Source organism: Pseudomonas sp. 43mfcvi1.1 (assembly GCF_900115935.1).
GTDB lineage: Bacteria > Pseudomonadota > Gammaproteobacteria > Pseudomonadales > Pseudomonadaceae > Aquipseudomonas > Aquipseudomonas bijieensis.
The window spans coordinates 35,103-58,086 of sequence record NZ_UETT01000008.1 but is presented as its reverse complement, the minus strand read 5'-3'; the positions used below and the strand labels follow the sequence as shown (position 1 = coordinate 58,086).

Below are 22,984 nucleotides of genomic sequence, written 5' to 3'. Positions count from 1 at the left end.
CTTCCGTGCTGCGTTGTTTTCTAACTGAGCGCTATCGATCAGCCCTGACGGAGTAACCAGAACAGGCAGGCACTTCTTTTGGGTCTCGAAGCTTTTCCTGACAGGGCTTCTTCGGCCCGCCGTTGCTCGTTAATGGCCTGCCGGGCCTTACTGCACTTGTAATGGTTGCCGTGGGCGCGGTATTTCCCGCATTGGTCGCAGAACCCCGTCAGGTCGAGATTCCAAGGAAAGGATTTGCCATTGTTCATCGCGCCAACTCCTTGAAGTCGACGCATCTTTTGGTTAGGGCAACGTAGGAAACGTCATCATCAAATTCCAGCGCGCTCGTGCTAGTCTCCCCGGCACTGCTGCTTGGGTTCCGTGCTTGCATGGTGCTGCTCCTTAGTGGTGGTCGGTGTCGAGGAGTTGGCGCTCCTCGACACCATCTTTCAGGCCTTGGCCTGGTCTTGCGTGATGATTGCTACGACTTCGTTCCGGTCTTCATGCCCATCGATTCCGCAGTTCCTCCCAAATCGCATCGCCGTTCTCGAAGTACCGATGCACCTCTCGTTCGGCCGTGTTATCGAGCCGCAAGACGGCTATACAATCATCGAAAAGAACCGCATCGATCCGACGCAGTTCGGTCATGTCGAAGGGGTAGTCCTGGCCGTTGTAAAGCCCGAGCAAGAAGCGCCCTATGACGCCACTCTGTCCCGAATGACCTTGAGCGACAGGCATCAATCGGTGTAGCGCCTCAATACCCGCTAGGCGAATAGCCGGAAGGGCTCTCTCGTATCGAAAAATTTCGTCAAACGCTTCTATGAGTCGATCTGATGACATGGTGTTGCTCCTTTGGTGTTGTCCAGGCGTTGCGCCTGGTAGTGGTTACAAACGATGCTGCTTAGGCGTTCTGGAAGGTCCAGCAACGCACGGTTGTGGATTTCTTAGCCATCGTGTTATTGGCTGCCTGAGCTGCTCGAACCGCGCTGTAGGTGGCCTTGTTCACCTCTAGCAGCTTGCGGCTGCGGCTATTGACCAACAGCGTGCGCAGGGTCTTGAGATCCGCGAGGTTCTGTCGGTGATCGCTGGCTTTTTCGGCGAAGTCGTTGAGGTTGATGGCGATGAGTTTCGGGTCGATGCTGTGATTGACCTGCGGCCCTTCGCCGAGGCTTTCCAGGTACTCGTAAACGTCCCAAAATTCGGCAACCAAAGGGTGGTCAGCACTGATCGCCGCCTGACGTTCCAGAGCCATGGCGGTCAGGGCTTGATGAGTCGTGACACGCTGGTTTTCATCCAGCGGACAGATCAAACAAAGGCAGTCCACCAGCGCCATGATCTGGCTGTGGTTCTTGGTGATCCGCTCGACACGGATCTCCTTAAGCTGGCGCAGACATTGCTCATGCACCGCCACGCGCTCGGCAAACTTCGTCATGACCTGGGCTTCAGCTCGCACGGCCATCAGCAGAAAGTGGCTGAGTTGTTCCACCGGGATCAGGTTCAGGTTATCCGCTGCGGCACGGCTCTCAGTGGTCACTACTGGGCGAGTAAAGTGGGTTTTGATAATCCGAGTCAGGATCGCTTCCGAGGCGCTAACGTCGGCGTTCTGACTGATGGCGACGACACCCCGAAACGGTGGCTCGTAGGTTTCGTTACCACTGGTTTTCATCCCCCGGGTGCCGAGGGTGCCACCGCCAAAGAAGTCTTTCAGCTCGTCCCAGTCAAAGCCCTTAGCATGTGCCTTATCCGGCTCGTTGCGGTCGCCCTCGATCAACACCACCGGCATGTTGGAGACTTGGCCCATCGCCCGCTGGCGGCCGGCACGGGTTGATTTCGACGGATCGAAACCCTCGTGTTCTCGGCCCAGGAGCTTCCAAAGAAAAGTCAGCAGCGTCGTTTTACCGGCACCGGCCTCGCCCGTGACCTCCAGGAAGGGAAACGACTTGTACTGTGCGCGAATCTGCTCGGCGAACAGCGAGCCAAACCAGAACGCCAGCGCCACGATTCCCTTGGCACCAAAACATGTCCAAAGCATGGGCAACCAGTCGTTGCGGTAGTGCTTGGCATCACGCTGGATGTGCATCGCAATCGACTTCTGCAGCGTCTTGAGCCGCAGCTTGTCGAACTCAAAAAAGTCCTCTTTGTTGACCTTGCTGACGATGCCATTGCGCACGGCAATATCACCGAACACATAGGCACCGTGCTCCTTGCTGTAGCCCACATAATCGATCGTCTCTACAGTTTTAAGCCCATAGAGCTGGTCCTTCATGATCTTGTCGAGCTGCTTCCCACTGCCGGTGAACACCGCGCCGGCAGCCATGCTGAGCAAGCGCTTCTTGAACTCGCTGGCGGCAGCGACCTGGCCGCCTGTGAAGGTGTTCTTTACGCTGCCGCCGTCGTGAGGGAAGTCCACGCGAAAGTAGTACCAGGACTCGTCGGTGACCTCGTTGTGTTGGAAGTACAGCGCCTGGGGATAGCAGTTGGCGATTTCGACAACCCCACCGCATTGGCGCAATGCCTTGTCACGTCGTTGTTTATCGTTAAGCAACTGGTCTTCATGGCGCTCCGAAGACTCTAACGCCTGCATGGCCTTGTTGAATTTCTCCAGGTCCATCTTGAACCAGTACAACCGGCTCTCAAACGCGAAGTGAAACTCGTAGCGCTCGCGCCATTCGTACATCAGCACGCCTTTCTCGGTCGCGTTTTCGGCGATCAGAAGCGAGCCATGATAGCGGGCGGTAGCCAGGTCTTTTTTGATTTGTTCGGTACGCTGGGGCCCGTCATCAATGAAGGCCCAGCGCTGATGCAGGTCATTCCAATCAACCTTGCGGCTGTCAGGCTGAGGGATCTGCGCTGCTTCGCATTCATAGCCCAAGGCACGGGCTTGCCGCACCCATTGCTTGGTGTACTTGTGCGCGCCGGGCTCGTTGTCCAGCGCCCAAACCAACTTGGGCACTTTGCTGCCGCGTAGTCGTGCCAGCTCTCTCAATGACTCTTCGGGAAAGGCGTTGGATGACATAGACGACACCGCGGCAATGCCGTTATGCACCAGAGCGATAGCGTCGAAGATCCCCTCGACAATCCACAGTTCGGCGACCTCCAGCAATTCGACGCAAGGCGGACACCACCAAACGCCGCGAGGACTATCGCCAGGTTTGAACCGAGCTTTCATCTTGCCGAAGCGGTGCGGACGATCGATCAGCCGTTCCCAATACCCCCCTTTTTCCAGGGCGAAGCGGACCGTGGTGCTGCCTTCGTTCAGCTCGCGGGAATAGTAGGACTCCTGGGTGAACCAACCCTGAATCAGCTCAAGCCGAAACCCCCGGGCGAATTCCAGATAAGCTCGAGCCGTCGCGATGGGATATTGATCGCAAGAGGGCGCTCGACGGCTCCAGTCATCGAACAGATCCTCATACAGCTCCTTAACGTGCCAACGCTGCGCACATTTGCTCTTGCGGCCGCAAATGATCAGCCACGGTTTCGAAACACGGGTATACAGCTCTTTTTGTCCACAGGCTGGGCACTTACCGCCGCGCCAATAGACATCGCTCAGCCGCGCCTTGAATCCGTAATCGTTCTTGAGCCGCTGAAGCACTTCAGCCCGTAGCGTTTCTGACTGTTCCATGTCGCACCAACTGATGGGCAATACAAGCCCAGCCCTACGGTCGAGTAGGGTTGAGCCAATGATTAAGGGTTAAAGCGTGGTGGAGTGGTTGAGGCCGGACGCTGCGTGATGCTCGGTCCAGGCTAACTGTGCCAATTTCGTCGCAATGCCGGACGGCACCTCAAGGGCAACGATCAGATGGTGGACACAGTTTTTGAACAATTGATCGCCATCGACTAGATGTTCTGCTTGATGTCGAGCCAGATAGGCGAGGGCGGCCTGTTGCATGCTGCTGCGGTAATCAAGCGAAATAGGCTGGGTATCGTTCATTTAGTCCGCTCCATCCTTGAGTGGGGGTAACAGTTCGAGTTGAGCGCCATTCGTTGTCATCGCCTCACGACGTAGCGCGATATCTGCCAGCGGCAACTTGACCGATGGGTTGGCCATCCCACTCGGGCTCATCTCGTGCGTCATTTCAAACTCGGCGCGAACAGACCAACCGCAAGCCTCGTTAGTGCACTGCAAGTAAGCAATGCGAAGAAAAATATGTGTGCCTTCACTGGTGCGTATGCGCATCCGTGATTGGCAATGAGGGCAGACCAATTTGTATGTGCTCACGGCGGCGTCCTTGCGCGAGGGCTGATGGAGTGACGGTTGCCGACACAGTGCCGAGCTTGATGCCCAGTAACACCGCCGCCCGATGGGCTTCGCCGCGGCGTCCTTTCTTCCGGCCATTCAGCAGGTCGCTGACCAGGTTGCTGTTCAGCGCGTTCTGACGAGAGAACTCCGCAATGCTGAGACCTTTTCGATCAAGCACCGCTCGGGCTTGCTCGGGTGTGAGAGGGGCGGGCATAGTGTCCATTCGTGGGCATCCGTGTTGATTTGGTGCAATTATGCCCAAGGATTTGTGCCTGTAAAGGGTGAAAGTTTGAAAAGTTGTGCATCTGAAAATGACATGGACGTTGGCGTGGGTGAACGCTTGCGTGAAGAACGGACGCGGCTTGGGCTCAACCAGGAGGCCTTTGCGCAACTGGGTGGCATCACCCGCAATACTCAAGGCAGCTATGAGAAAGGAGAGCGAAACCCTGATTCCGTCTACCTCACAGCCGTGCTCAAGGCCGGTGTCGATGTTCCGTACGTGTTGACTGGAAGGCGAACGCAACGTGCGCTCGAAGGCTTGACCGAGGCAGAAGAAACGCTGCTGCACCAGTTCAGGACCTTGTCTGACTATGACCAAAAAGCTGTGCATCGAATCATCAGGGCGATGGCTGATGCTCCCGGTGTTTCCGGCGCTGAGAAATAACTAGTTGTATTTAAACGATTCGTTACGATGGATTTCGGTTTTGATTTCCCACACGCCTAAGTAACGTTGCGCACGCAATGCACTTAATGGAGTAGTGGGCATGTTGGATCAGGATGAGAAAAAGAACATTGGCGTGGAGAAGAGCGACCGCGAAAATTCTGAGCTAACACGAGATGAGTGGAATCTTCTTACATGGTACAGGGAGCTGTCTGATACAGATCGGGGTTATATAAGGCACGTTGCGAGGGCGCTTGCGTACGCTCCATGATCTCAAAGATCACAGGGGCCTGAGAAAGGTCTTTATTTTCAAGATGACGAGTTTGTTGTAGTTGAAGCTGGCAAGGTAGAGGATCTCAGCTGGGCGGAGACCCTCTACCTACGGCTATGCGGCATCCTAGTGCCGCTCAAAATCACCGTGCTTTTCCAGGACGGACATTACGGAGCTTTGACGTTATTTCAGGTGCGCTTTTCCCGGTGTAGTGTTGATCAATCACTGCATCGAATTGGATCGTAGAGCCTACTGCTGCCAGATGAATGATCTGCTCGGTAGATAGGCCAGGATTGGCCTTCGCGAAAGCCAGTGCCATATCGTACTGAATTCCAATTGCTACATGGCCAAGAGCCTTAAGGCCATTGGTCATCCCCGGTTGTTCAACATCTTGTTTTTTTCTGCTCATAGGGTTTTCTCTGTAGAGGCCGTTTTTGGCCGTCTCTAGGCTTTCACGTTTGTCATCCGTACGTCCACTAGGCGTTGATTGAATGTAGCTATGGCGCACCGGCTCTAGGAGTCGAAAAGCCTTCTTGTCAGGGCAGATTATCCAGCGGAAGGATTAGCTGTGGGCCTTGGTTGACATTGCCAACCTCTCTGCCAACGCGAAACCACTCGAAGTCCTTAGTCAGTCGACAAGCAGTCTTGGCGATCTCTTCAGCCGTGGCCGGGTCGAGCCATTTCCAGGCCAGTAATGGGGGGCCAGCACCGGAGGGGCTGCCAGTCATGGATATCGATCAAGCCCTGGTCACTGGCAGCGGTGACGATGACATGCCCGTCTTGGTCGTTCGGCTCCAGTCTCGGTGCCACCTGGGCCAGGATGCCGAAGAACATCGGTGCCTGGTTTTTCAGGCGAATGAAGTAGGGCGGCTTTTTTGGGATCGTCCGGATCTTTGAGCCATTCAAACCATCCATTGGCAGGCGCGATGGCTCGACCGTAAAATTCATTCAGCCTTACTATATCTGCCCTTTTTCGAACGTGACCCCGTTCAGTGGATGCCTATGAAACCTAAGGATCTCGAAGTAAAGCGAAAACACCATTATGTCTGGGCGCGTTATCTAAAGGCGTGGGCAAATAAGAACGATATTCATTACATCACAAAAAAAGGACTACCCGCAACCGATAGCGTAAAAGGGCTGGCTAGAGAACTAGGCTTTTACAAGATTACGTCCTTCAATGATGATGATCTTTTATACATTCGTACAATTTCTAAGCTCGCAAGCGATGATCTTCAATCTTTGCACATGGGATTCCTCGAAAATTTTATTACCATCTCAAATGTGCTCAAATCCAGGTCTAAATACCATCATGCAGACACTGACCTAGCATCGCAAATTCTCCAATTCAATGTTTTGGAAGACATGCATGGCAAGATTGAGCGAGAAGCTTGGCCGTTAATCAGCGAGCTACGCCGAGGTAATACAGACTTATTAGTTGATCAGCATCAAAGAAGCTACTTTTGCTTTTATATTGCTCAGCAGCTAATTCGAACTAAAACAGTCCGAGATAAGTCTATCGACGCTTCGTCGAGAAACTTGCCGGAATTTGTCACGAGCGCGATGAGGCGTAACTGGTGGTTCGTGAGTTTTATGCTGGGTATAAATTTGGGGAAAGGCTTGCTTGAAACGCCTAAGGACCGGCACTTTTTGATTGAAAATAAGACAGGTAAGCCTTTCATCACAAGTGATAGGCCAGTCGTTAACGTACACTCTTGTTTGAAGAAAACTCTGCCAGACAGCCCTCCGGAAAAACTAGACCTTTACTACCCGTTATCTCCAACGCATGCATATATGATTAACGATTCAGAAGACTACAATAATTTAAAGGGAATGGTGACGATCGAGGATGTAGCGCATTTAAATAAGTGCATGGCCGAGACTTGTGGTGAAACTGTTTATGGGGCTACGAGGGAGTCCATACTCCAAGTTCGTCAACACATTCCTCAATGGAAGCGTTAGAGTAATTGTCTAAGAATAGTGGTGGAGTACTTTTATTAACGGCTCGCGATCGAATATTTTTGCGGTTTCAAAACTGGAAAGGATCGGCCAGTTTCCGTGATTACGAGCTATGCAAAGTAACGTAATCAAGGAAGTCGGCATCATTGTTAAGGCGAGGGAAATATAATTTTCCTTCTCCGACGGGGTCGCATAGTCCGTGATGAACTTGAAGACCATGGCAAAATTTTTTAAGTTGTCGTAAAGCGCGTCCGAAGAAAGGCTTTCTAGCTGGTTGAGGATCGCTGTCTTATTTTGAGAGGACATGAGCTGATCGAACACTTCGAGGTATTGTCCGAAGGCTTGATTTCCAGTATAAGTTCCGCTTCTTAACGGGAGGCGGATATTCTTTATTTCGTTCAAGCAAAGAGCTATCAAATTGAAAAGTGATGACTCAAAGCTCTGCTTCGCTGCTAGGTCCGATTGAAGCTTTATGGTTTTTCGCGCTTCGATCTCAGAGGCTTTTGAGTCTTCGGCGGCTTTGCGTTGAATGACTACGGTATCGATGAGTAGTACTACTGAAATAAAGGTTAAAAGAGGATTTATGTTTCCGCCGATGAAGTCACCCAAAGGGCCGAGGTCCGCTTTGGTGACTTCTCCGACGATGCTAAAATAGATGTAGTACATCACGGAAAGCAGTATTGCTACACCGCAAATCAGCAAGCGCTTCACACGATAAGCTCAGCTTTATGCAGAATGAAGTACTTGGTCGCACCATTGTTGAGCGTTACGCGAGTCACCTCAGCATTTAAGGCTGAAAAGTTACCTTGGGTGAGTCCATGAAGGCTTCTAACAAGGATGCCTTTCTGACGTTTGGAAAACATATGGTGCGGTACAAAACTGAAGGAGTCCCCATCAATATCTTGAACCAACCTTCCTGTCCCGGTGCGAGCGTTGAACCTACTAATGCCAATGATAAGTTTTTCAATGACGGGGTTGGTTATTTCTTCTTCTAGATAACTCAACGTGTTTTGGTTGAAGGTGGCTATTGGAGTCTGTGCGGCATAAAGAGTAGCTTTCAAACCTTGATATTTAACAGGTAAGTGCACGTCTGAGATCGATGTGGTAAGGCGATGGGTAATGTCCTCACTGAAATACATTTTCTCAAATGTTTTGATTGCCGTGCGTCTGTTTATCTCGCGGTTGTCGCCAATAACTTGGCCGAGTGTATATTGCAGTAACTCGATATAACTTTTAGTGGTCAGGGTGTGAAGATTGGAAATTGTCTTTTCGTTAGTGAAAGCAACCTTAAATCGTTGCTTGAAGGAGCCACTAAAGCTCGTTTTGAAATCGATTTTTATGCCTTTTCTGGCTGTAGATCTACTTATATAAGATTTATTGACGATGCCGTGTGTGGCAATGGATATTGCTTCACTTATGCCTTGTAATGATTTAGAGCCATAATATAAGTCCAATCCGTTAAATTCTTTCTCGTCACTATCGTATAAAATCGAAAAATCGAATTCCATTTGCTTATTTCCATGTTAACGAAAAAATGCATCCTACCATCGCTGGATGGCCAAATGCCACCCCTTCGTGATGCAAGGTGGCTCAGCCAGGAAAGGCGGAGAGGTATACTCCTGTCGAACATATTCCTCGGATCCAGAAGACCCGGACGGACATTACCGGTCCGAGAATGACGGTAGATCCGCAATCATCCCCCGCCCATCTCAATCCGCGACCTGCGCAACAGCGGCGTTTATGACACTGAAAGCCTCTGGAAGGTTGCCGCATCCAGTCCGAGGCAAAACCCCTCATTTTCAGCGCTCGCTGCCGCTCAACCATCTGATCCCATCCGTTCGGGTAGCGACGAGATCGGCTCTGGACAGGGGTGCAATTAAGGGGGAGTAAGGGAGCAAAAAGCTTGGCGACGCAGCAAGGATGAAATGGGGAAAAGATGGCAGTAAGGCCCCGCCATATGGTGTGTAGCGCCGCTTCTTGATACTGACGGGGCGAATTAGTTCTGTTTTGGCTTCATGTGCTGACGCTGCGTGAAGTAACCTAGGAGGAATTTTCCTCAGATTGGATTGCCTTGTAAAAACCTTTTCAGAGTTCTGAAAAGGCCTTCGAATGGGTGTCATGGGCTTCGCTATCAATGAAGCTCTGGCCAACAGAGTTACATTGATAGCGACATAGGTAAGCCTGCTACAATCGCTGTAGGCGAATCAATAGATAGTGCTAAGAGGCTGCAATAGCCTGCAGGATCACTTTGATTCCGAGTAGCATTGGCGTGCTTTGGTTGATATCCGGCGCGTCAATTTGTTTGAACCCCAGCTGTTCATAGAACGAGACGGCGTTGGGTGCTGAGTCCAAATAAACCCCTTTTATAGGGATCTCTTTATGAACTCGGGCTGCCTGTTTGAAGGCTTCCATCAGGAGCTGTTGGCCTATGCCCAACCCTTGATAGTTAACATCGACTCCGAGCATTACCAACCGTATGACTGGGATGCGAGATGGCAAGTTTTTATCATTAATGCCATTCTGGGCTATTGCCTTGTCAATGTCCGACAAGGTAAGCGTGCAAAAGCCGATTACTTCTTTTGTTGGTGTTATTGCACCAATCGCATTAATATTTTCGCTTTTAAGGGCGCGCTTAAAACTTCCCGTAAAATACGAATTAATTACACCTACACCGGAATTGAACGTTTTGGGGTAGGTGTACTTATCAAAGTTGACAAGCAGATTGCTGTCAATCTCACATGTTGGCATCTCGTCTGTTTTCATGTTGCCCTCGCATTAGTCTAAGTAGTGCGCTTGTAGGCGCAGCGGTTTCATCCTCTAGGAGGATTTGTTGTAAACGGGAGAAGGCTTGTTCGGAAACCTCGATTCTCCTGTGGTTTTCTATAACTGCTTCTGCCTTTTCAAAGGCTGAAGCCATTATGAAAGATGACATGTCTAAGCCTGAAATCGTTGCTGCTTTCTTAATGAACTCCTTTGCAAAGTCGGTGGTTTTTATTTCAAGTCTTGCGCTTTTTACGGTTCTAAGTGTTTCGTCTAAAGTTTTCATGTTTAATACCTTGTGCTAAATTTATATTTTCCTTCTAGGTTAAATTTATGTCGATCTCATTTTTTTACCCTGGATGGGGTCATAATGATCACTGTGCTCTCCTCTCATTTACGTTGACGTTTCTAATTCTCGTATTCATTCATTATTGTATTTTTTGCTAGCGGTACGGATGATAGCCGTACGACAGTCGATTGTCAAGGTGTACGGCTATCAGCCGTACACCTTGCTGGATCGCGCGTGCTGAACGTTATGCATTGATCAGCTTTGTGCCAACCCACTCCGCAACCTGCGTAACAACGGCATTTCCGGCACTGAAAGCCTCCGCAAGGTTGGCCGCATCCAGTCCGAGGCAAAACCCATCATCTTCAGCCGCTCGCTGCCGCTCAGCCATCTGATCCCATCCGTTCGGATGAGCGACGAAAGTGGTACAGCCCATAGCGATCTGGGAGCCGGCTTTGTTTGCCAATAGAGTATTGGCAGCCCAGGTATCCGCGGGGCGTGGCCATTGGATCGAGCGAGACGCTGGAGGTATTGCATCCACTGGCGCGGCGTCAGCCAGGAACTCGAAGGGGGGCATTCGTCGATAACCGGCGACCAGGAATATTCGACGACGTTGCTGGGGGACTCCGAAATATTGAGCATTAAGCACTCGCCAAAATCCCACATACCCGCAGTCCGCAAGGGCCCGGACGACTGTCTCAAAGTCTTGGCTATCGTTGACAGCGAGCAGGTTAACGACGTTCTCAAGCACCACCCAGCCAGGTTGTATCTCCTTGAGGATACGTACGACTTCCCAGAACAGGCCGCTGCGCTCGCCGCGTAGGCCTCGGGTGTCTTGGTTGCTCTCTCGGCATCCGGCAATGCTGATGTCCTGGCAGGGGAAGCCTGCGGTGAGGACATCGACGGGGGAGAGGTTGTGGGCGCCACAGGTGCGCACGTCTTCAAATTGCTGTGCATGGGGAAATCGATCGGCAAGCACAGCCCGGTTGATGGGGTTGAGTTCAACTTGCCAATCGCTGCGGTATCCGGCGTTTTCAAAACCGACATCAAAGCCTCCTATGCCTGCGAACAGGCTGCCAATGGTGGGTTGCTGCATTCATGAACTCGGTGTTCTGGATGCTCGCGGCACGCTGAGGGGAGGCTCTGGGCCTTCAAATGGTTAAGCGTCCGGCAACGCGGACATTTGATCTGTAGTTCCTGGAAGCCGCTGGCGGCGGCCAGCTTGCGACAGCAATGGCCGCAACGTATGTCCTGCATGTAATCGTCCTTGAGATGTTCGTAATCGCTTTTCCGTGTCCGGGTCATGGCGTCTATCTCTGCATTCGCCTCCACTCCCGATCAATCGCCCGCTTTGCTGATTTCTCCGTGGCGTACAACCATCGCAACCGCTTCGGCCTGCTCTGATCACCTGCAGTCACCGCCTTTTCCTTGCCGGTCTTCCGATCTCGGTAATGGGCAATGAGGCCGGTGAAGTCGCCTCTGTTCTCTTCAGCCAGATCCTCAACCCTGTCCTCGGGCAGCTTGCTTTCCAGCATCAGGTCGACGGTGTAACCGTTGTCCGCATCGAGGCTGTGCAGCACGTTGCCGCCGTACCAGATGATCGCGTCGATCTCCGGCTTCACCCCCAGCAGCGTGTAGGTCAATTCGGGAATCAGGTCAGGCCGACCCCGGGCAAGGGTGTAGCTGAGCGTCGCGCTACCGCGTTGTAGCCGGTTGAATTCAGCACGAGCGGCGCGCAAGGCTGACTGGCGGTCGCTGTAGGTGTGGCGCAGGTCTTTGAGGTAGTCGCCACCACCGGCAATGGCTTCCTGTTTCTTCGCGCTGTTCACGTCGTAGAAGTACGCTCGCACCCCGTCGTAGCTGTCGCGATCAGTTTTCAGGTAGCGGTGTTGGTCGCCGTCGGTGCGGGTGAGGGTGATGTGCGGCAGGTCGGCGCCGCTGGCCGTCTTGCCGCCGCCAGCCGGCAGGCACAGCAGGCACCCCGCCTTGACGGTGACCACGGCGTCGAACTCTTCCCCGATACGACTGATCAGGTTGGCGTCAGATTCGTTGGCCTGGTCCAACTGCAGGATGGTCAATCCGGCCAAGGCGTCGGCGATGCTGGCGCTCAGACCGTTGCCCAAGGCGATATCGGCCAGAACGGCACCGAGCGTGGTGTTGCTCCAACTGCGCTCGCGCTTGGTTTTGAAACTCTTGCGCAGGTCCGCCGAACGGGCGCGAATATTCAGCACGTCCGGCGCGCCGCTGTGTTCGATTTCATCGACCGTGTAGCTGCCTTTGTCCACTAGGCCGCTGTCGCTCCAGCCCAACCACAGGCGGATCACTGCACCTTTCGGCGGAATAGTCAGCAGCCCGTCATGATCGCTGAGGGTGATGCTGAGTTGGTCGGCCTCGATGCCGCGATTATCGGTCAGGTCCAGGTTCATCAGGCGCGGGCTGATCAACTGGGCGATGTCCTTGCCATCGACAGTGATGCGATACGCCGGCACGGGGTAAGCGGCATCGCGGCGGTAGCCACCGACCAAGCCTTCGATGTAGCCGGTGACCTTGGACAACGTCGCGTCAATCACAGCAGCGCCCTCATGATACTAACGCCCACACGGGTGGCAGCGCCTAGCAGGTCAATGCGGTCATCATCGATGCGCTTGAGGCTCAGCGTGAACTCGATACGTCGTGGCGTACCGTCACGGAAGAACAGGGTTTTGGTTTCGTGCAGGCTTTCGATAATCCACAAGCCATAGATCCGGCCGCTGCCTTCAACCATCGGCCAGGCCTTACCGGTATTTGCCATCAGGCGCAGGGCGTCGAGGCTCAGGGCACTGCCGGCCAGCTCCGGCAAGATGATACCGGGCAGGGTAATGGTGTCGTCGCCGCGACCGACGAATTGTCGAGCGGGGGCAGCGCCGACGCGGTTGTTGCTCGCGTGGCGCCATTCGGTTTGACGTTGCAGCGCCTGGTAGGCCGCAGTGGAAAGGCTGAAGACGAACATGCCCAAGGCAAGCATCATGGTCGGTTACTCCAGGTCCGCAAGGCGGCTGCGGCGTCGAGCGGCTTGCTCGTGTTGATGCCGTGTCAGCTCGGCACGCACAGCCCAGGCCACCGCGTTGGCGTCCATACCCGGCGTGGTGTGGATGTGAATGGCATAGGTGTCGTGACTGTCGATGTGCTGGGCGGGCCGCGGGCTGATCGGGGCGCGACGATCAATCGTCATCGAGTCAACGGACGCCAACCGTCCACCGGCCTCGATGAGCCGTTGGCTTAAAACCGTCATGGCGCGCACGGGGTCGTCGGCGCGCCGTGTTAAGCCCTGGACGAGCCCATCCATGGTGAAGCCGCCCAGCTCGGAAAACACTCGCGAGGGGCTGTGGATGCCGAGGGTTTCCTTAAAGGCATCAATCGTTCGGGTGCCAAGCCGATCGACCACCTCCTTGAGCTTGCCGATACCGGCGGTCAACCCTTTAACCAGGCCATCGATCATCAGTCCGCCAAAGGCGGTAAAGCGATTGGGCAAATCGACGCCCAGGTACTTCATCACCGCGGCGAAAGCTTGGTAGATCAGCCCAACCGGACTGAAGTCTGCGAGCACTTTCAAGATGCCGTCCAGCCCATCATCAAAGCCGCTTCGGATCTCGTCCCAAGCATCACGCAAATAGGCTGTCACGGCGTCCCAGTGCTGATACAGCACGTACGCCGCGCCGGCGATGGCAGTGATGGTCAATCCAATGGGATTGAGCATCAAAGCGCGCCCGATCACCCACAAACCTTTGGCTAGGAAGGGCAGCACAGTACGGCCCAGCGTCGTCAGCAGACCAATCAGCCCTGGCAAGCGAAAGCCCAGCAGCACCAGGAAAAAACGCAACGCCGCGAACGGTAGCAGCACACTTGCCAAAGCCAACATCAAACCGCCGACAGCGACAGCCAGCGCGGCCATGACGGCCACGGTTTTCACCAGCCCAGACGCCAGCTTCGGATTCTCCCGGGTCCAGCTTTTGATGCTTCGAACAAGCGCCGTCACGGATTGAACCAATTCCCTCAATGGGCCGTTCTGTTGGTCTTGTAGTTCGATGCCCAGGTCCTGCCAGGCACTGCTGAGGGTAATCAAGTCACCCTTGAGATTGTCCGCCATGACCTTTGCCGTACGAGCGGCTTCGCCCCGGCTTTGGCGCAGGCTGGCGATGAGTGCTTGCAACTGCCCGGTGCCGGCTTGTTCGACCAGTTGGGCCATACCCTTTACGGCCTCTTCACCGGCGATGGCTTTGAAAAGGCCGCCTTTCTCGGCAGTACCCAGGGCGCGGGTTTTGCCGTGGATCTCCTTCAGCAAGTCCGGCAGCGGGCGCAGATTGCCAACGGCGTCGGCCGTGGCGATGTTCAATTGCTCCAGAGCCTTTCGCGCACCTTTGGGCGGTGCGGCCAAGCGGTTCATGATCGAGCTGAGTGCCGTGCCGCCCATGCTGCCTTGCAAACCCGCATCGCCGAGTTTGCCGGCCATCGCCGCGGCCACTTCCAGTTCCACGCCGTAGGTTTTCGCCATGGGGGCGGCGTATTTCATGGTGTCGCCCAGCATTTGCAGCGTGGTATTGGAGCGGGTGAATGTGCCCACCAAGACGTCGCCCAAACGATCCATTTCATCGGCGGTCAGTCCCAGCCCGGAAAGGATGTTCGAAGCAATGTCGGCGGTTTGCGCCAGCTCAGTGCCGCCGGCCGCTGCGAGATCGAGCATGCCCGGCATCGCGGTCTGGATGGCGTGGGGCTCAAAACCTGCCATGCCAAGATAACCCTGTGCATTGGCGGCCTGGCCTGCCGTGAATTGGGTTGCGCCGCCCAACTTGCGGGCCTGGGCGCGCAAGGCTTTGAGCGCGTAGGCCTGTTCGTCGAGTCGGGTGATGGCCTGCACTTGGCTCATGCTGGCGTCGAAGTCGATGCCTGGCGACAGCAACCGCGCCCCTGCATACAAAACCGAACCACCGCCCGCCGTCGCGACAGCCCCCTTGGTGGTCAGCTCGCCAGCGGTGCGTCGAGAGCCGTCCATCGAGGCCCGCGCAGCGTTGAGGCGTCGGCGTTGTTCCGTCAACGCTGCCAGTTGTTTGTGCTGGGCGCTGAGACTGGCAGTGGTGGTGCTGATCTGTTGCCGTAGATGGCGTTCATCGCGGGCCAGGTGTTGGGTGCTGATGCCGGCGGCGGACAGTCGGTTGCGCAGCGCCTGGAGTTGTTCGCCTTGTTTTTGGTGCTGTTGTTTGAGTGCCTTAGCGGCCCTGACAGCATGCTGAAAACGCTGGGTCATGGCCCGGGTTGGCGCCCCGGTGGCAGCGAATTGTTGGCTGAGTGTTTTGACTTTTTCCCGCGCTGCGTTAAGCGCCTGTTCGGTGCGCAGTGCGGCCGAGCGCTGAGCACGCCAGGCACTGACATCGTGCTGTTGCGCGTTGAGGGCCTTGAGGCGGTCGCGGGTTTCTTTCAAGGCACGAGCGGTGGCGATGCTGCTTTTGTCGATGGCCTTCAGCGGGCCGCTGGCTTTGTCGATGGCGTCGAGCAGCACGCGCAGTTTCAAGTCATTCGCCATCGGTAGAACTCCGCACACGGGCGCGCTCGCGCCACTCCATTAGCTCTTGCAGCCCCAGCGTGTCCATGTCAGCCGGCGCCCAGTGAAAAACCACGGCAAGGTCGGCCATGGCGTCTTCTACGCAACGAGGCAGGCATCGGGCTTCGCCGCTTTCTGCAATAAAAAACCGGCGATCTTGGCGCCACAGGTGAACAAGTCGGCCGGGTCCAAGTTGGCGGCTTCCGGTGCAGTGATACTGGGCTGGCTGATGCGCGGCAGGATCTTGAACAAGGTGGCGACGTCCATATTCAGCAGGTCCACCAGGTGCACACCACGCAGCTCGCCGGACTGTGGTTTTCGCAGGGTGATGCTGTCGATGACGGTCTTGCCCCGGATGATCGGGGTATCCAGGTGTACGGTGTTGTCGTCCTGGGGCGGCAGGGCGTCGAGGTTGTCTTGAGTGTTCATAGCGGGCTCCAGAGGGTGGAATGGGTCAGATGCCGATGGCTTTGCGCTGCTTGTCCAGCAGGTCCACGCCATCCACGATTTCGATGAAATTGAGCAGGTCGATTTCGATGATGTCTTCGTTGTCGACGATCAATTTGTAATAGGTGCAGGTGGTGGTGATGCTGTGCTCGGTGTCTTCCCCGGGCTGCGCTTCCCCCATCTCAATGGACTCGTGACGACCACGCATCACCACCTCGACCGCGCTGATGGCGTCTGTGTCGTCCTGCTGAAAGGCGCCGGAAAAACGCAACGCGATGCCCGAGGCATTGACCGCGCCGAACTGCCTGAGAACGATCAGGTCCAGCCCTCCGGTCTTCCAGACGAACTGGATACCGTCGTCGGAGATGCCGAGATCGGCCTTGACCGGGCCGTTCATGCCGCCGCCGCGATAGCCTTCCATCTTGCGGCCGAGCGGGGGCAGGGTGACGGACTTGACCACGCCCAGGTAGCTGTTGGCGTCGTTGAACAGGTTGAGGTTTTTGAGTTTGCGGGGCATGGCCATGTTGGGTTCTCCGTTGCGTCAGCTATTGATCTTGCTGGCGAAGTCGACCAGGTAGCGGTCGGTGATGCGCTGGCGCAGCGTGAGGTCTTCCAGCGGTGGCACGGGTGTGTAGTCGTAGTCCAGGAACAGCTTGCCGGCCTTGAGCGTGTCTTTGTCGTTAACGTTGTCCGGGTACCAGCACTTGCCGCCGATCAAATAGCCCGCCCCGATCATTTCGCGAAACTTGGCGTTGACCCCTTCGATGAGGTCCCGCACCAGGGACGCGTGCAGCGGTTTGTCCACCGCCCACATATGAGCTTCGGCCATGGTGTCAGCGAGGATGTGGGCGGTACGGGTGTAATGCTCAAAAGCGAACAGTGGGTCGTTGCTGGTGGTGCGGCTGCCCCAGAAGCGAAAGCCGCCCTCGTTGATGAGCGTGGTGACCTCGTGGCTGTTGAGGTGGTTGGCGTCGGTGGCGGGGTTCTGCAGGTCCCAGAACACGTCGGCGCTGATGCCGGTGACGCCGTTGACCGGAACGTTGGACAGGGTCTTGTGCCAACCCATTTCCTGATCGATTTTGGCGCGCAAACCCAAGGCGCGGGCCACCGCTGAGGCGGTCACCGTGGCGTTGGTGACGGTGCTCCAGTTCTGGAACTCGGGCCAGATGACCATCGCTTCACGGGCGCCGAAATTGGCCCGGTAAGCGACCACCTCTTCCTTGGTTTTGCAGCCCCAGGCGCTGACGTAGGCAAAGCCGCGTACCTGCTGAGCGATGGACACCAGGGCGGTAGCCACCGGCAGGCTGTCGAGGCCTGGCACACCCAGGATGCGCGGCACCATGCCGACGCGGGCTTTGGCGGCGAGCAGGGCTTTCATGCCGGTGTATCGACCTTCGGCGGTGGTGGTGCCGATCAGGGCGCTGGCGGTGTCTTCCTCAGTGGCGCCTTCCTTCACGCGCACGATGATGGTGTACGGCTTGGTCTGGTCAGCAATGGCCTTGAGGCTGGACGCCAGGGTGCCCGTGGTACCGGCTTTGCCGATGGCGGTTTGAATGCTGGTTAGCAGGACCGGCGTGTCGAAGGGGAAAACGGTAGCGTCGGCGTCATCGGCTGTGCAGACCATGCCGATTACAGCGGTAGGAATGGAGCGAATGGGGCGGGTGCCGTCGTTGAGTTCGATGACCCGCACGCCATGGAGATAATCGGTCATGGGGTGCCTGTGCAGTGTTTTGAATTGACACTGCACAGGCTGCCGCGTTTGCACCGATTGGGCGAGCCGACGGACTTGTAGGCAGGGGGGCTACAAGCGCCGGTTGGCCCTTTCAGTCACGGCCCGTTGCTAACGCGGATCGATGATATCCAGCGCACGATTCGCCAGCAGCTCACTTACCTCGATGACTTGCTGGATACCCATTGCAACATGCCGGCGAGAACCTTCAAGGTCGAAGGCCAGGTCGCTGATCATGGCATTGGCGGAGGCCAGGTTTTCGCTGAGGTTGGCGAGCAGGCTTTCAGTGTCGATGGTTTCGATAACAGTGAAGAGTTGATCCGCTGCCGGTTCTTTCTTGGGTTTGGCCTGTTCCGGCTTCAAATAATAATCAAGCGCCCGCTCAGTAGCTTCGTGGAATTTTTCTGGGTCTAGGCTCGAGTAGGCAGAGGTGGGATCTGATTCCGGAGGATTGGGTGTGACCTTGAACATGGTAACGCTCCTATGAGAAATGGGAGTCGTCACGACCTGTCGCTAAACAGAATGGTGGCGACTGCACGCAGGTTAGCGAACCGGACATAGGCACCCGGCAGACCCGAAGGTCTCCTACATACAGCCGCCATAACGTAATTGCGGTTAGACCCCGCAATGAAGCATGGTTGCTTATGTGCCTATGGTTCGGGTCGCTAAACCCGATCGCTGATTCTTTTCAGCGACCAGGAAACGATAGAGCCCGGCCTCAAGGCGCACAAGCGGGCGGATTCTGGCTTAGTTGTAGGCAAAGGCGCAAGGCGATGTAGCCTTTAGGTCAGCATCCGGTGTAACTGAGTATGTGGCTGTAGGTTCAGTGCCTGCCGTTAGAAAGAACAAGGTATTGCACCCGTGTTTATCGAGTCTACCCAGGCAGGCCAACGTCAGCTTTCGCTGGACGCGGGCGCAATGGGCCAGGCAACCGAAGTAGGGAAACCGTCCTGCTGATCGATCCGATTGAGATCAACCCGGTAGTTCTTCCACAACCTCAATAGCTGTACCTCTGCTTCAGAGGCTTGATCAGTATCGACCGCATCCTGTAGCGGCGCTATCCGCAATGCTGCCCGGGCCAGCCGTTCGTCACGACGAACCAAAGCCGCAGCGGCCAGCTCTGCCGGGGTCGGCTCAGGCGCATCCTGCAACACCGGATAGCCTTGTCGGTTAGGGACTATCGAGGCGCCAGGGCGACTCGCCACGTCCCTGAACAAATCTTGAAAGTCCTCATCGGAAATGAACACCGATCCAGCTGGCGGAATTTCAGAATGATCGAATCCACGAATATCAGCGATGTAGTAAGGCATGGTTAACGCTTCCCAATGATTCGGACAAATACGTGCAGCGGTACTGCTGTGCTCGCTCTCAGTCCGCACGAGGACAACCCGGGAGTACCGTCAACCGACACGCCATAGTAGGCGCCACCGAAAATCACCACGGGGTGAATCCCATAAACCGCCGATAGCGTTTGTGGGTAGGTGATTGTGCTGGTACCAGAGGCCGACAAGGTGACTTGCATCCATTGCTCGATAAAACGGTTCGGCCCTTTTTGGAAACCAGCGGGCGAGTACTGTCCACTGAAAATATCGGAGTATCCAAGCTGGGCAGACCCAGAGGCCCACCAACTCGAAGCGCCGTTGCCGATCAATTCAAGATTCGTTCCGGGCTCAAGAACCATGCTCGTGACCTGACCCGCGCCGGTATTAATCGTATTGGCCTCAGCACAAGCGACAGTGATGGTGCCACTTCCAGTATTTCGAACGTGGACAGTTGAGCCGCTACGGCTATCACCGGCCGGGGGGAGCGTCACTGTGAATGTTCCAATGCAGATCACGACCGCCCCGATACTGGCAGCGGTCAGGGTCAATGAGCCGGTGGCGTTGATGAACCCTCGATAGTTGCCCATGCCGCGTTGGACAAACTCAGTGGTAGCCAAGGCTTTTGTGTTGTCGTGCTGGGCGGGCGTCGGGGCCTTGGGCTTGCCAGTAAAGGTCGGCGACAGCAAGCGAGCGAAGCCGTTGGTGATGTCCTGTAAGTTCATATCAACGTATTGACGGGTCGCCAGCACAACTGACGGGTCGATCTTCAGCTCGACGTTGGCGGTGTTGCTGACGATGAGGTTCATCCGCACCACCTGTGTGCGGCTCGATCCTTGAGTCAGCAACGGCTTGAAGCTTGGCGCGCAGTTCGCCACCGCGACCATGTCACCGTCGGTGTCATACAGACTGACTTCACGAATCCACCAGCCACCGACGTTCTCAGGGATGACCTGCTCGGCGATGATGATGTTGGGGTTGGTTGGGTCAACCTTCAACTGATTCAGCGGGGCACGGCGGCGCTCATTGATCAAGCGTGTCTGCTGCTCGCTGGGGATTGGGTCGGTGCCATTGGCGTCGCCCACGCCCATTTGCGCGAAGGTCCACGCAACGCCCAAAGCGTCCGCGTTGGCCTGCTTGGCCTTGCCGATGGCGGTGAGGATGGCGAAAAACTGGCTGTTTTGGTCTGTCATGGGTAGATGTCCATGGTGTCGATCTGGTGTTCACGGCCGCCCTGGTGGATGTAGCCCGTGACCTCGATGTCTCGCTGTGTAGGTGGGTAGATATCAATCTCGTCGCCCTCGGTGATGCAGGCGCCGATATGAACAAGGCCGGTGGTTTCCAGGCTGATGGCGAGTCCGGTGAGATAGCGTGTCAGGGGCTTGGCATCGTCGATAAGCCAAGTCAGTTCCTGATACATCTCCTCGGTGATACCGGTGTCGAGCACGCCGACCTTGAGCCTGAAGGTGGCACGAGGACCGACCGGAACGGTCTGCCACCACTCGATGATTTCGATCCGGTAGCCGAGCGGTTCAACAACCCGGCGCAGTGACCCGATGGTGCCTTTGCGCGAGTGGATGTAGTACGCGCTACGGATGGCGGCGCGCTTGGCCGCTTCGGGCCACTTGCTGTCCCAGCGATCCACCGAGAAGGTCCAGGCCAGATAAGGCAGCAGGGACAACGGGCATAGGTCGGGGTTGTACAGCGTGCGCAATGGAATCGGCACACATTGGGTCTGGGCCATTGCCTGCGCCGCTTGGCGCTCCAACGGCGTCGAATTGCTGGGGAGCAGGGGCGCGTCTGCGATCATTCAACCCCCAACGCCAAGTCGATAGCCGTGCAGTACGGGGCCTGGTACTTCGTGGCAACGATGTTCGCCCAGTCCTTCAGCACGACCTTGCGCACGCCCTCGACATGCAGCGAGGCGTGGATAATCGATTCCGAAACCTCCAATCCCAGGCGACGACGTTGGTGCACGAATGCGAGCAACTGCGTATTGGCTGCCGCGAGAATCAATTCGCTCTCGGGGCCGGACGTTGAAAGAAACAGCTTGGCTTTGACCTGGTAGTTGATGACCCGGGCGCTTTGCACAGTGAGCCGATCTGCGACAGGGCGGCGGTCGTCGTCGCTAAGGTAGGCATTGACCTTTGCCAGCAGCGCGGGCGAGGCGGTGCCGTCACCCAGGATCGATTGCACCGTAACCACCGCCTCGGCCGGGGCCGGACTCTCGGCAGTAGCGTCGGCAACCTGGCCGTCAGCAGAGCGCGCATGAAAGATGTAGCTGTTACGCGGGCCGGCAGTGCTGAGGCCTTCCCACGCCATTTGAGCCCGCTCCCGCAGGCTGTCGTCGCTTTCCATCAGCAGCGGGACCGGCGGCACGGCCGAGGGTTTGGCGGGCTGGATGATCAGGCGCTTGACGTTGAAGTTGCCGGCCAGGTTCTCCAGGTCGCTACCCTTGGCGAGGGCCAGCATGTTGGCGACCGATGCCTCATTGACGCGCTGACGCCACACCGTTTCGCGGTAGGCGTTCTCTTGGAGCAGTTTGGTCAGGGGCTCGGATTCCAGCTCAAGCCGTGCGGCGATCTCGGCTTGTTCCTGGGCCGGCCAGAGGCTGATGGCGTAGGCCTTGCGCTCGGCGAGGATCTGTTCGTAATCGACCTGCTCAACCACCTCGGGCGCGGGGAGCTGGCCCAAGTCAATCGCGACGAATGAGTTCATGCGCTACCCCCCAAGTTCAGAGGCACGCTCAGGTTCAGCGGCTTGTTGCTATCGACGATGCTGCCTTCAATGTCCAACGAGGATTGACCTTGCAGGGTGGCGCCCTGGAACTGCACGCGGCTTAGGCTGATACGAGGCTCCCAGCGCATCAGCGCCATGACGGTGGCCGCGTACACCTGCAAGCGGGTGATGTCGTTGAACGGATGGTCCACCAGCTCGGGTAACAGGCTGCCGTATTCGCGGCGCATGACTCGGGTACCGATGCGGGTGCTGAGGATGTCGCTCATGGATTGGGCGATGCTTTCCGCGGGGGTGATGGCGGTGCCGGTGTGTCGGTTCATTCAGGTTTCCCCGTCTTGCCGCTGCCAGGCATGACGCCGCCGTGCGGGTGGTTCACCAGACTGATGCCGGCTGCCACCACGTCTACCGAGACGGTGACCTTACCGGTGACGTTCTGGTTGCCGGTCTGGGTGTAGTCACCCTGGTGCGTGATGTTGCCGACGATGTTGATGCCGCCGTTGCTGATGAGGTTTGTGGTACCGCCATCGGTGAGCGTGGCGTTGAGGTGGTGAGCGACGCTGTCGTACTCGATCACCGTGCCGTCGCGGTAGGTGACGCGATGCAGGCCTTCGCGGTCGCCGTTGGCTGGTAGGTGGTCGCTGAACAGGCCGGTCAGGACGACGCCATTGGCGAGTTGGCCGGAGGGGCTGAAGAGCAGGGCCTGTTCGTTTTCTGTCGGAGGATTCCACTCCCGGTCGGCGCCGGCTCGTAGGGCGATCCAGGGTAGCCAGGTGGTGGTGAGGGTTCCGGTTTTGACTCGCACGCGTGGGGGCTTCATCTGGACGGCGGCGATGGTGCCGTAGCGGATGAGGTTTTCGATTAGGCGGGTGAGGGTGGGGAGGTCGTTCATGGCGCTGATGGTGGCGCTTCAGGTGAACTGCTGCAGCATCGACTCATTGTAAGAGAGAGGCGCACAGTCGCACTTATCTAACGAGCAGAGCCAGAGATAACACCTATACTCCATCATCTAAACTGTATTCCTT

29 protein-coding genes and 1 pseudogene are annotated in these 22,984 nt (G+C 56.2%); 3 read left to right on the top strand and 27 right to left on the bottom strand.

Features of this window, described 5'->3' with window-relative positions; all coding sequences use genetic code 11:
* Window positions 1-38: 38 nt before the first annotated feature.
* A complete protein-coding gene (locus DTP52_RS16590) occupies window positions 39-248 on the bottom strand; it encodes a hypothetical protein (protein WP_109754342.1) in 210 nt (69 codons plus the stop codon).
* A 136-nt stretch (window positions 249-384) separates the two neighbouring features.
* Here DTP52_RS16590 and DTP52_RS31120 point away from each other — a divergent pair, with 136 nt between their 5' ends.
* A complete protein-coding gene (locus tag DTP52_RS31120) occupies window positions 385-729 on the top strand; it encodes a hypothetical protein (RefSeq protein ID WP_158285169.1) in 345 nt (114 codons plus the stop codon).
* A 151-nt stretch (window positions 730-880) separates the two neighbouring features.
* On the opposite strand, the gene DTP52_RS16580 is transcribed toward DTP52_RS31120, so the two are convergent.
* The 4 genes and pseudogenes from DTP52_RS16580 to DTP52_RS16565 all read right to left on the bottom strand — a co-directional run.
* Window positions 881-3,601 (bottom strand): toprim domain-containing protein, encoded by a 2,721-nt coding sequence (locus DTP52_RS16580; protein ID WP_178082492.1) that lies wholly within the window; start codon window positions 3,599-3,601, stop codon window positions 881-883.
* A gap of 69 nt (window positions 3,602-3,670) precedes the next feature.
* Complete coding sequence (locus DTP52_RS16575) at window positions 3,671-3,910, bottom strand: hypothetical protein (protein ID WP_109754340.1); 240 nt, start codon at window positions 3,908-3,910, stop codon at window positions 3,671-3,673.
* Window positions 3,911-4,198 carry an ogr/Delta-like zinc finger family protein gene (locus DTP52_RS16570; RefSeq protein ID WP_109754339.1) on the bottom strand — a complete coding sequence of 96 codons (288 nt, stop codon included), beginning with the start codon at window positions 4,196-4,198 and terminating at the stop codon, window positions 3,911-3,913. It abuts the gene before it with no gap.
* Between the two features lie 40 nt (window positions 4,199-4,238).
* Window positions 4,239-4,433 (bottom strand): annotated as a pseudogene (locus DTP52_RS16565) (DNA-binding protein); the annotation flags it as partial.
* A 102-nt stretch (window positions 4,434-4,535) separates the two neighbouring features.
* On the opposite strand from DTP52_RS16565, the gene DTP52_RS16560 reads away from it, so the two are divergent.
* Window positions 4,536-4,883, top strand: coding sequence for a helix-turn-helix domain-containing protein (locus tag DTP52_RS16560; protein ID WP_109754338.1), 348 nt, complete (start codon window positions 4,536-4,538; stop codon window positions 4,881-4,883).
* A gap of 410 nt (window positions 4,884-5,293) precedes the next feature.
* On the opposite strand, the gene DTP52_RS31060 is transcribed toward DTP52_RS16560, so the two are convergent.
* Both DTP52_RS31060 and DTP52_RS16555 read right to left on the bottom strand, forming a co-directional pair.
* On the bottom strand, window positions 5,294-5,560 hold the full coding sequence (locus tag DTP52_RS31060; protein WP_146206862.1) for a hypothetical protein: 267 nt from the start codon (window positions 5,558-5,560) through the stop codon (window positions 5,294-5,296).
* A gap of 248 nt (window positions 5,561-5,808) precedes the next feature.
* Window positions 5,809-6,099 carry a hypothetical protein gene (locus DTP52_RS16555; RefSeq protein ID WP_178082491.1) on the bottom strand — a complete coding sequence of 97 codons (291 nt, stop codon included), beginning with the start codon at window positions 6,097-6,099 and terminating at the stop codon, window positions 5,809-5,811.
* 54 nt (window positions 6,100-6,153) lie between these two features.
* Here DTP52_RS16555 and DTP52_RS16550 point away from each other — a divergent pair, with 54 nt between their 5' ends.
* On the top strand, window positions 6,154-7,110 hold the full coding sequence (locus tag DTP52_RS16550) for a DUF4238 domain-containing protein (RefSeq protein WP_158285168.1): 957 nt from the start codon (window positions 6,154-6,156) through the stop codon (window positions 7,108-7,110).
* Between the two features lie 9 nt (window positions 7,111-7,119).
* Here DTP52_RS16550 and DTP52_RS16545 read toward each other — a convergent pair whose 3' ends face one another.
* The 20 genes from DTP52_RS16545 to DTP52_RS16450 all read right to left on the bottom strand — a co-directional run bounded on the left by DTP52_RS16545 (window position 7,120) and on the right by DTP52_RS16450 (window position 22,851).
* Entirely contained in the window at window positions 7,120-7,818 is a 699-nt protein-coding gene (locus DTP52_RS16545; RefSeq protein WP_109754336.1) for a hypothetical protein, read from the bottom strand.
* Window positions 7,815-8,615 (bottom strand): hypothetical protein, encoded by an 801-nt coding sequence (locus tag DTP52_RS16540; RefSeq protein WP_109754335.1) that lies wholly within the window; start codon window positions 8,613-8,615, stop codon window positions 7,815-7,817. Before DTP52_RS16540 ends, DTP52_RS16545 begins: the two co-directional genes overlap by 4 nt.
* Window positions 8,616-9,324: 709 nt before the next feature.
* On the bottom strand, window positions 9,325-9,870 hold the full coding sequence (locus DTP52_RS16535) for a GNAT family N-acetyltransferase (protein ID WP_109754334.1): 546 nt from the start codon (window positions 9,868-9,870) through the stop codon (window positions 9,325-9,327).
* Complete coding sequence (locus DTP52_RS16530) at window positions 9,842-10,153, bottom strand: DUF1778 domain-containing protein (protein ID WP_109754333.1); 312 nt, start codon at window positions 10,151-10,153, stop codon at window positions 9,842-9,844. Before DTP52_RS16530 ends, DTP52_RS16535 begins: the two co-directional genes overlap by 29 nt.
* Before the next feature lie 247 nt (window positions 10,154-10,400).
* Window positions 10,401-11,249 (bottom strand): DNA cytosine methyltransferase, encoded by an 849-nt coding sequence (locus tag DTP52_RS16525; protein ID WP_109754332.1) that lies wholly within the window; start codon window positions 11,247-11,249, stop codon window positions 10,401-10,403.
* Window positions 11,210-11,410, bottom strand: a complete 201-nt coding sequence (locus DTP52_RS16520) for a Com family DNA-binding transcriptional regulator (RefSeq protein WP_109754524.1) — start codon at window positions 11,408-11,410, stop codon at window positions 11,210-11,212. Before DTP52_RS16520 ends, DTP52_RS16525 begins: the two co-directional genes overlap by 40 nt.
* A 53-nt stretch (window positions 11,411-11,463) precedes the next feature.
* On the bottom strand, window positions 11,464-12,723 hold the full coding sequence (locus DTP52_RS16515) for a phage late control D family protein (protein WP_109754331.1): 1,260 nt from the start codon (window positions 12,721-12,723) through the stop codon (window positions 11,464-11,466).
* Window positions 12,720-13,160, bottom strand: a complete 441-nt coding sequence (locus DTP52_RS16510) for a phage tail protein (protein ID WP_109754330.1) — start codon at window positions 13,158-13,160, stop codon at window positions 12,720-12,722. The genes DTP52_RS16515 and DTP52_RS16510 overlap by 4 nt, the downstream gene beginning before the upstream one ends.
* Window positions 13,161-13,166: 6 nt before the next feature.
* Window positions 13,167-15,710, bottom strand: a complete 2,544-nt coding sequence (locus tag DTP52_RS16505) for a phage tail tape measure protein (protein WP_109754329.1) — start codon at window positions 15,708-15,710, stop codon at window positions 13,167-13,169.
* Window positions 15,700-15,819 carry a GpE family phage tail protein gene (locus DTP52_RS16500; RefSeq protein ID WP_100263901.1) on the bottom strand — a complete coding sequence of 40 codons (120 nt, stop codon included), beginning with the start codon at window positions 15,817-15,819 and terminating at the stop codon, window positions 15,700-15,702. Before DTP52_RS16500 ends, DTP52_RS16505 begins: the two co-directional genes overlap by 11 nt.
* 8 nt (window positions 15,820-15,827) lie before the next feature.
* Entirely contained in the window at window positions 15,828-16,157 is a 330-nt protein-coding gene (locus DTP52_RS16495; RefSeq protein ID WP_109754328.1) for a phage tail assembly protein, read from the bottom strand.
* A gap of 25 nt (window positions 16,158-16,182) precedes the next feature.
* Complete coding sequence (locus DTP52_RS16490; RefSeq protein WP_109754327.1) at window positions 16,183-16,698, bottom strand: phage major tail tube protein; 516 nt, start codon at window positions 16,696-16,698, stop codon at window positions 16,183-16,185.
* An 18-nt stretch (window positions 16,699-16,716) separates the two neighbouring features.
* Window positions 16,717-17,886, bottom strand: coding sequence for a phage tail sheath protein (locus tag DTP52_RS16485; protein ID WP_109754326.1), 1,170 nt, complete (start codon window positions 17,884-17,886; stop codon window positions 16,717-16,719).
* A 129-nt stretch (window positions 17,887-18,015) separates the two neighbouring features.
* Complete coding sequence (locus DTP52_RS16480) at window positions 18,016-18,375, bottom strand: DUF6124 family protein (protein WP_109754325.1); 360 nt, start codon at window positions 18,373-18,375, stop codon at window positions 18,016-18,018.
* A 422-nt stretch (window positions 18,376-18,797) separates the two neighbouring features.
* Complete coding sequence (locus DTP52_RS16475) at window positions 18,798-19,214, bottom strand: tail fiber assembly protein (RefSeq protein WP_109754324.1); 417 nt, start codon at window positions 19,212-19,214, stop codon at window positions 18,798-18,800.
* A gap of 2 nt (window positions 19,215-19,216) precedes the next feature.
* On the bottom strand, window positions 19,217-20,416 hold the full coding sequence (locus DTP52_RS16470) for a phage tail protein (RefSeq protein WP_109754323.1): 1,200 nt from the start codon (window positions 20,414-20,416) through the stop codon (window positions 19,217-19,219).
* Entirely contained in the window at window positions 20,413-21,033 is a 621-nt protein-coding gene (locus tag DTP52_RS16465; RefSeq protein ID WP_109754322.1) for a phage tail protein I, read from the bottom strand. The genes DTP52_RS16470 and DTP52_RS16465 overlap by 4 nt, the downstream gene beginning before the upstream one ends.
* Window positions 21,030-21,941, bottom strand: coding sequence for a baseplate J/gp47 family protein (locus DTP52_RS16460; RefSeq protein WP_109754321.1), 912 nt, complete (start codon window positions 21,939-21,941; stop codon window positions 21,030-21,032). Before DTP52_RS16460 ends, DTP52_RS16465 begins: the two co-directional genes overlap by 4 nt.
* Complete coding sequence (locus DTP52_RS16455; RefSeq protein WP_109754320.1) at window positions 21,938-22,282, bottom strand: GPW/gp25 family protein; 345 nt, start codon at window positions 22,280-22,282, stop codon at window positions 21,938-21,940. Before DTP52_RS16455 ends, DTP52_RS16460 begins: the two co-directional genes overlap by 4 nt.
* Complete coding sequence (locus tag DTP52_RS16450) at window positions 22,279-22,851, bottom strand: phage baseplate assembly protein V (protein WP_109754319.1); 573 nt, start codon at window positions 22,849-22,851, stop codon at window positions 22,279-22,281. The genes DTP52_RS16455 and DTP52_RS16450 overlap by 4 nt, the downstream gene beginning before the upstream one ends.
* Window positions 22,852-22,984 lie beyond the last annotated feature (133 nt).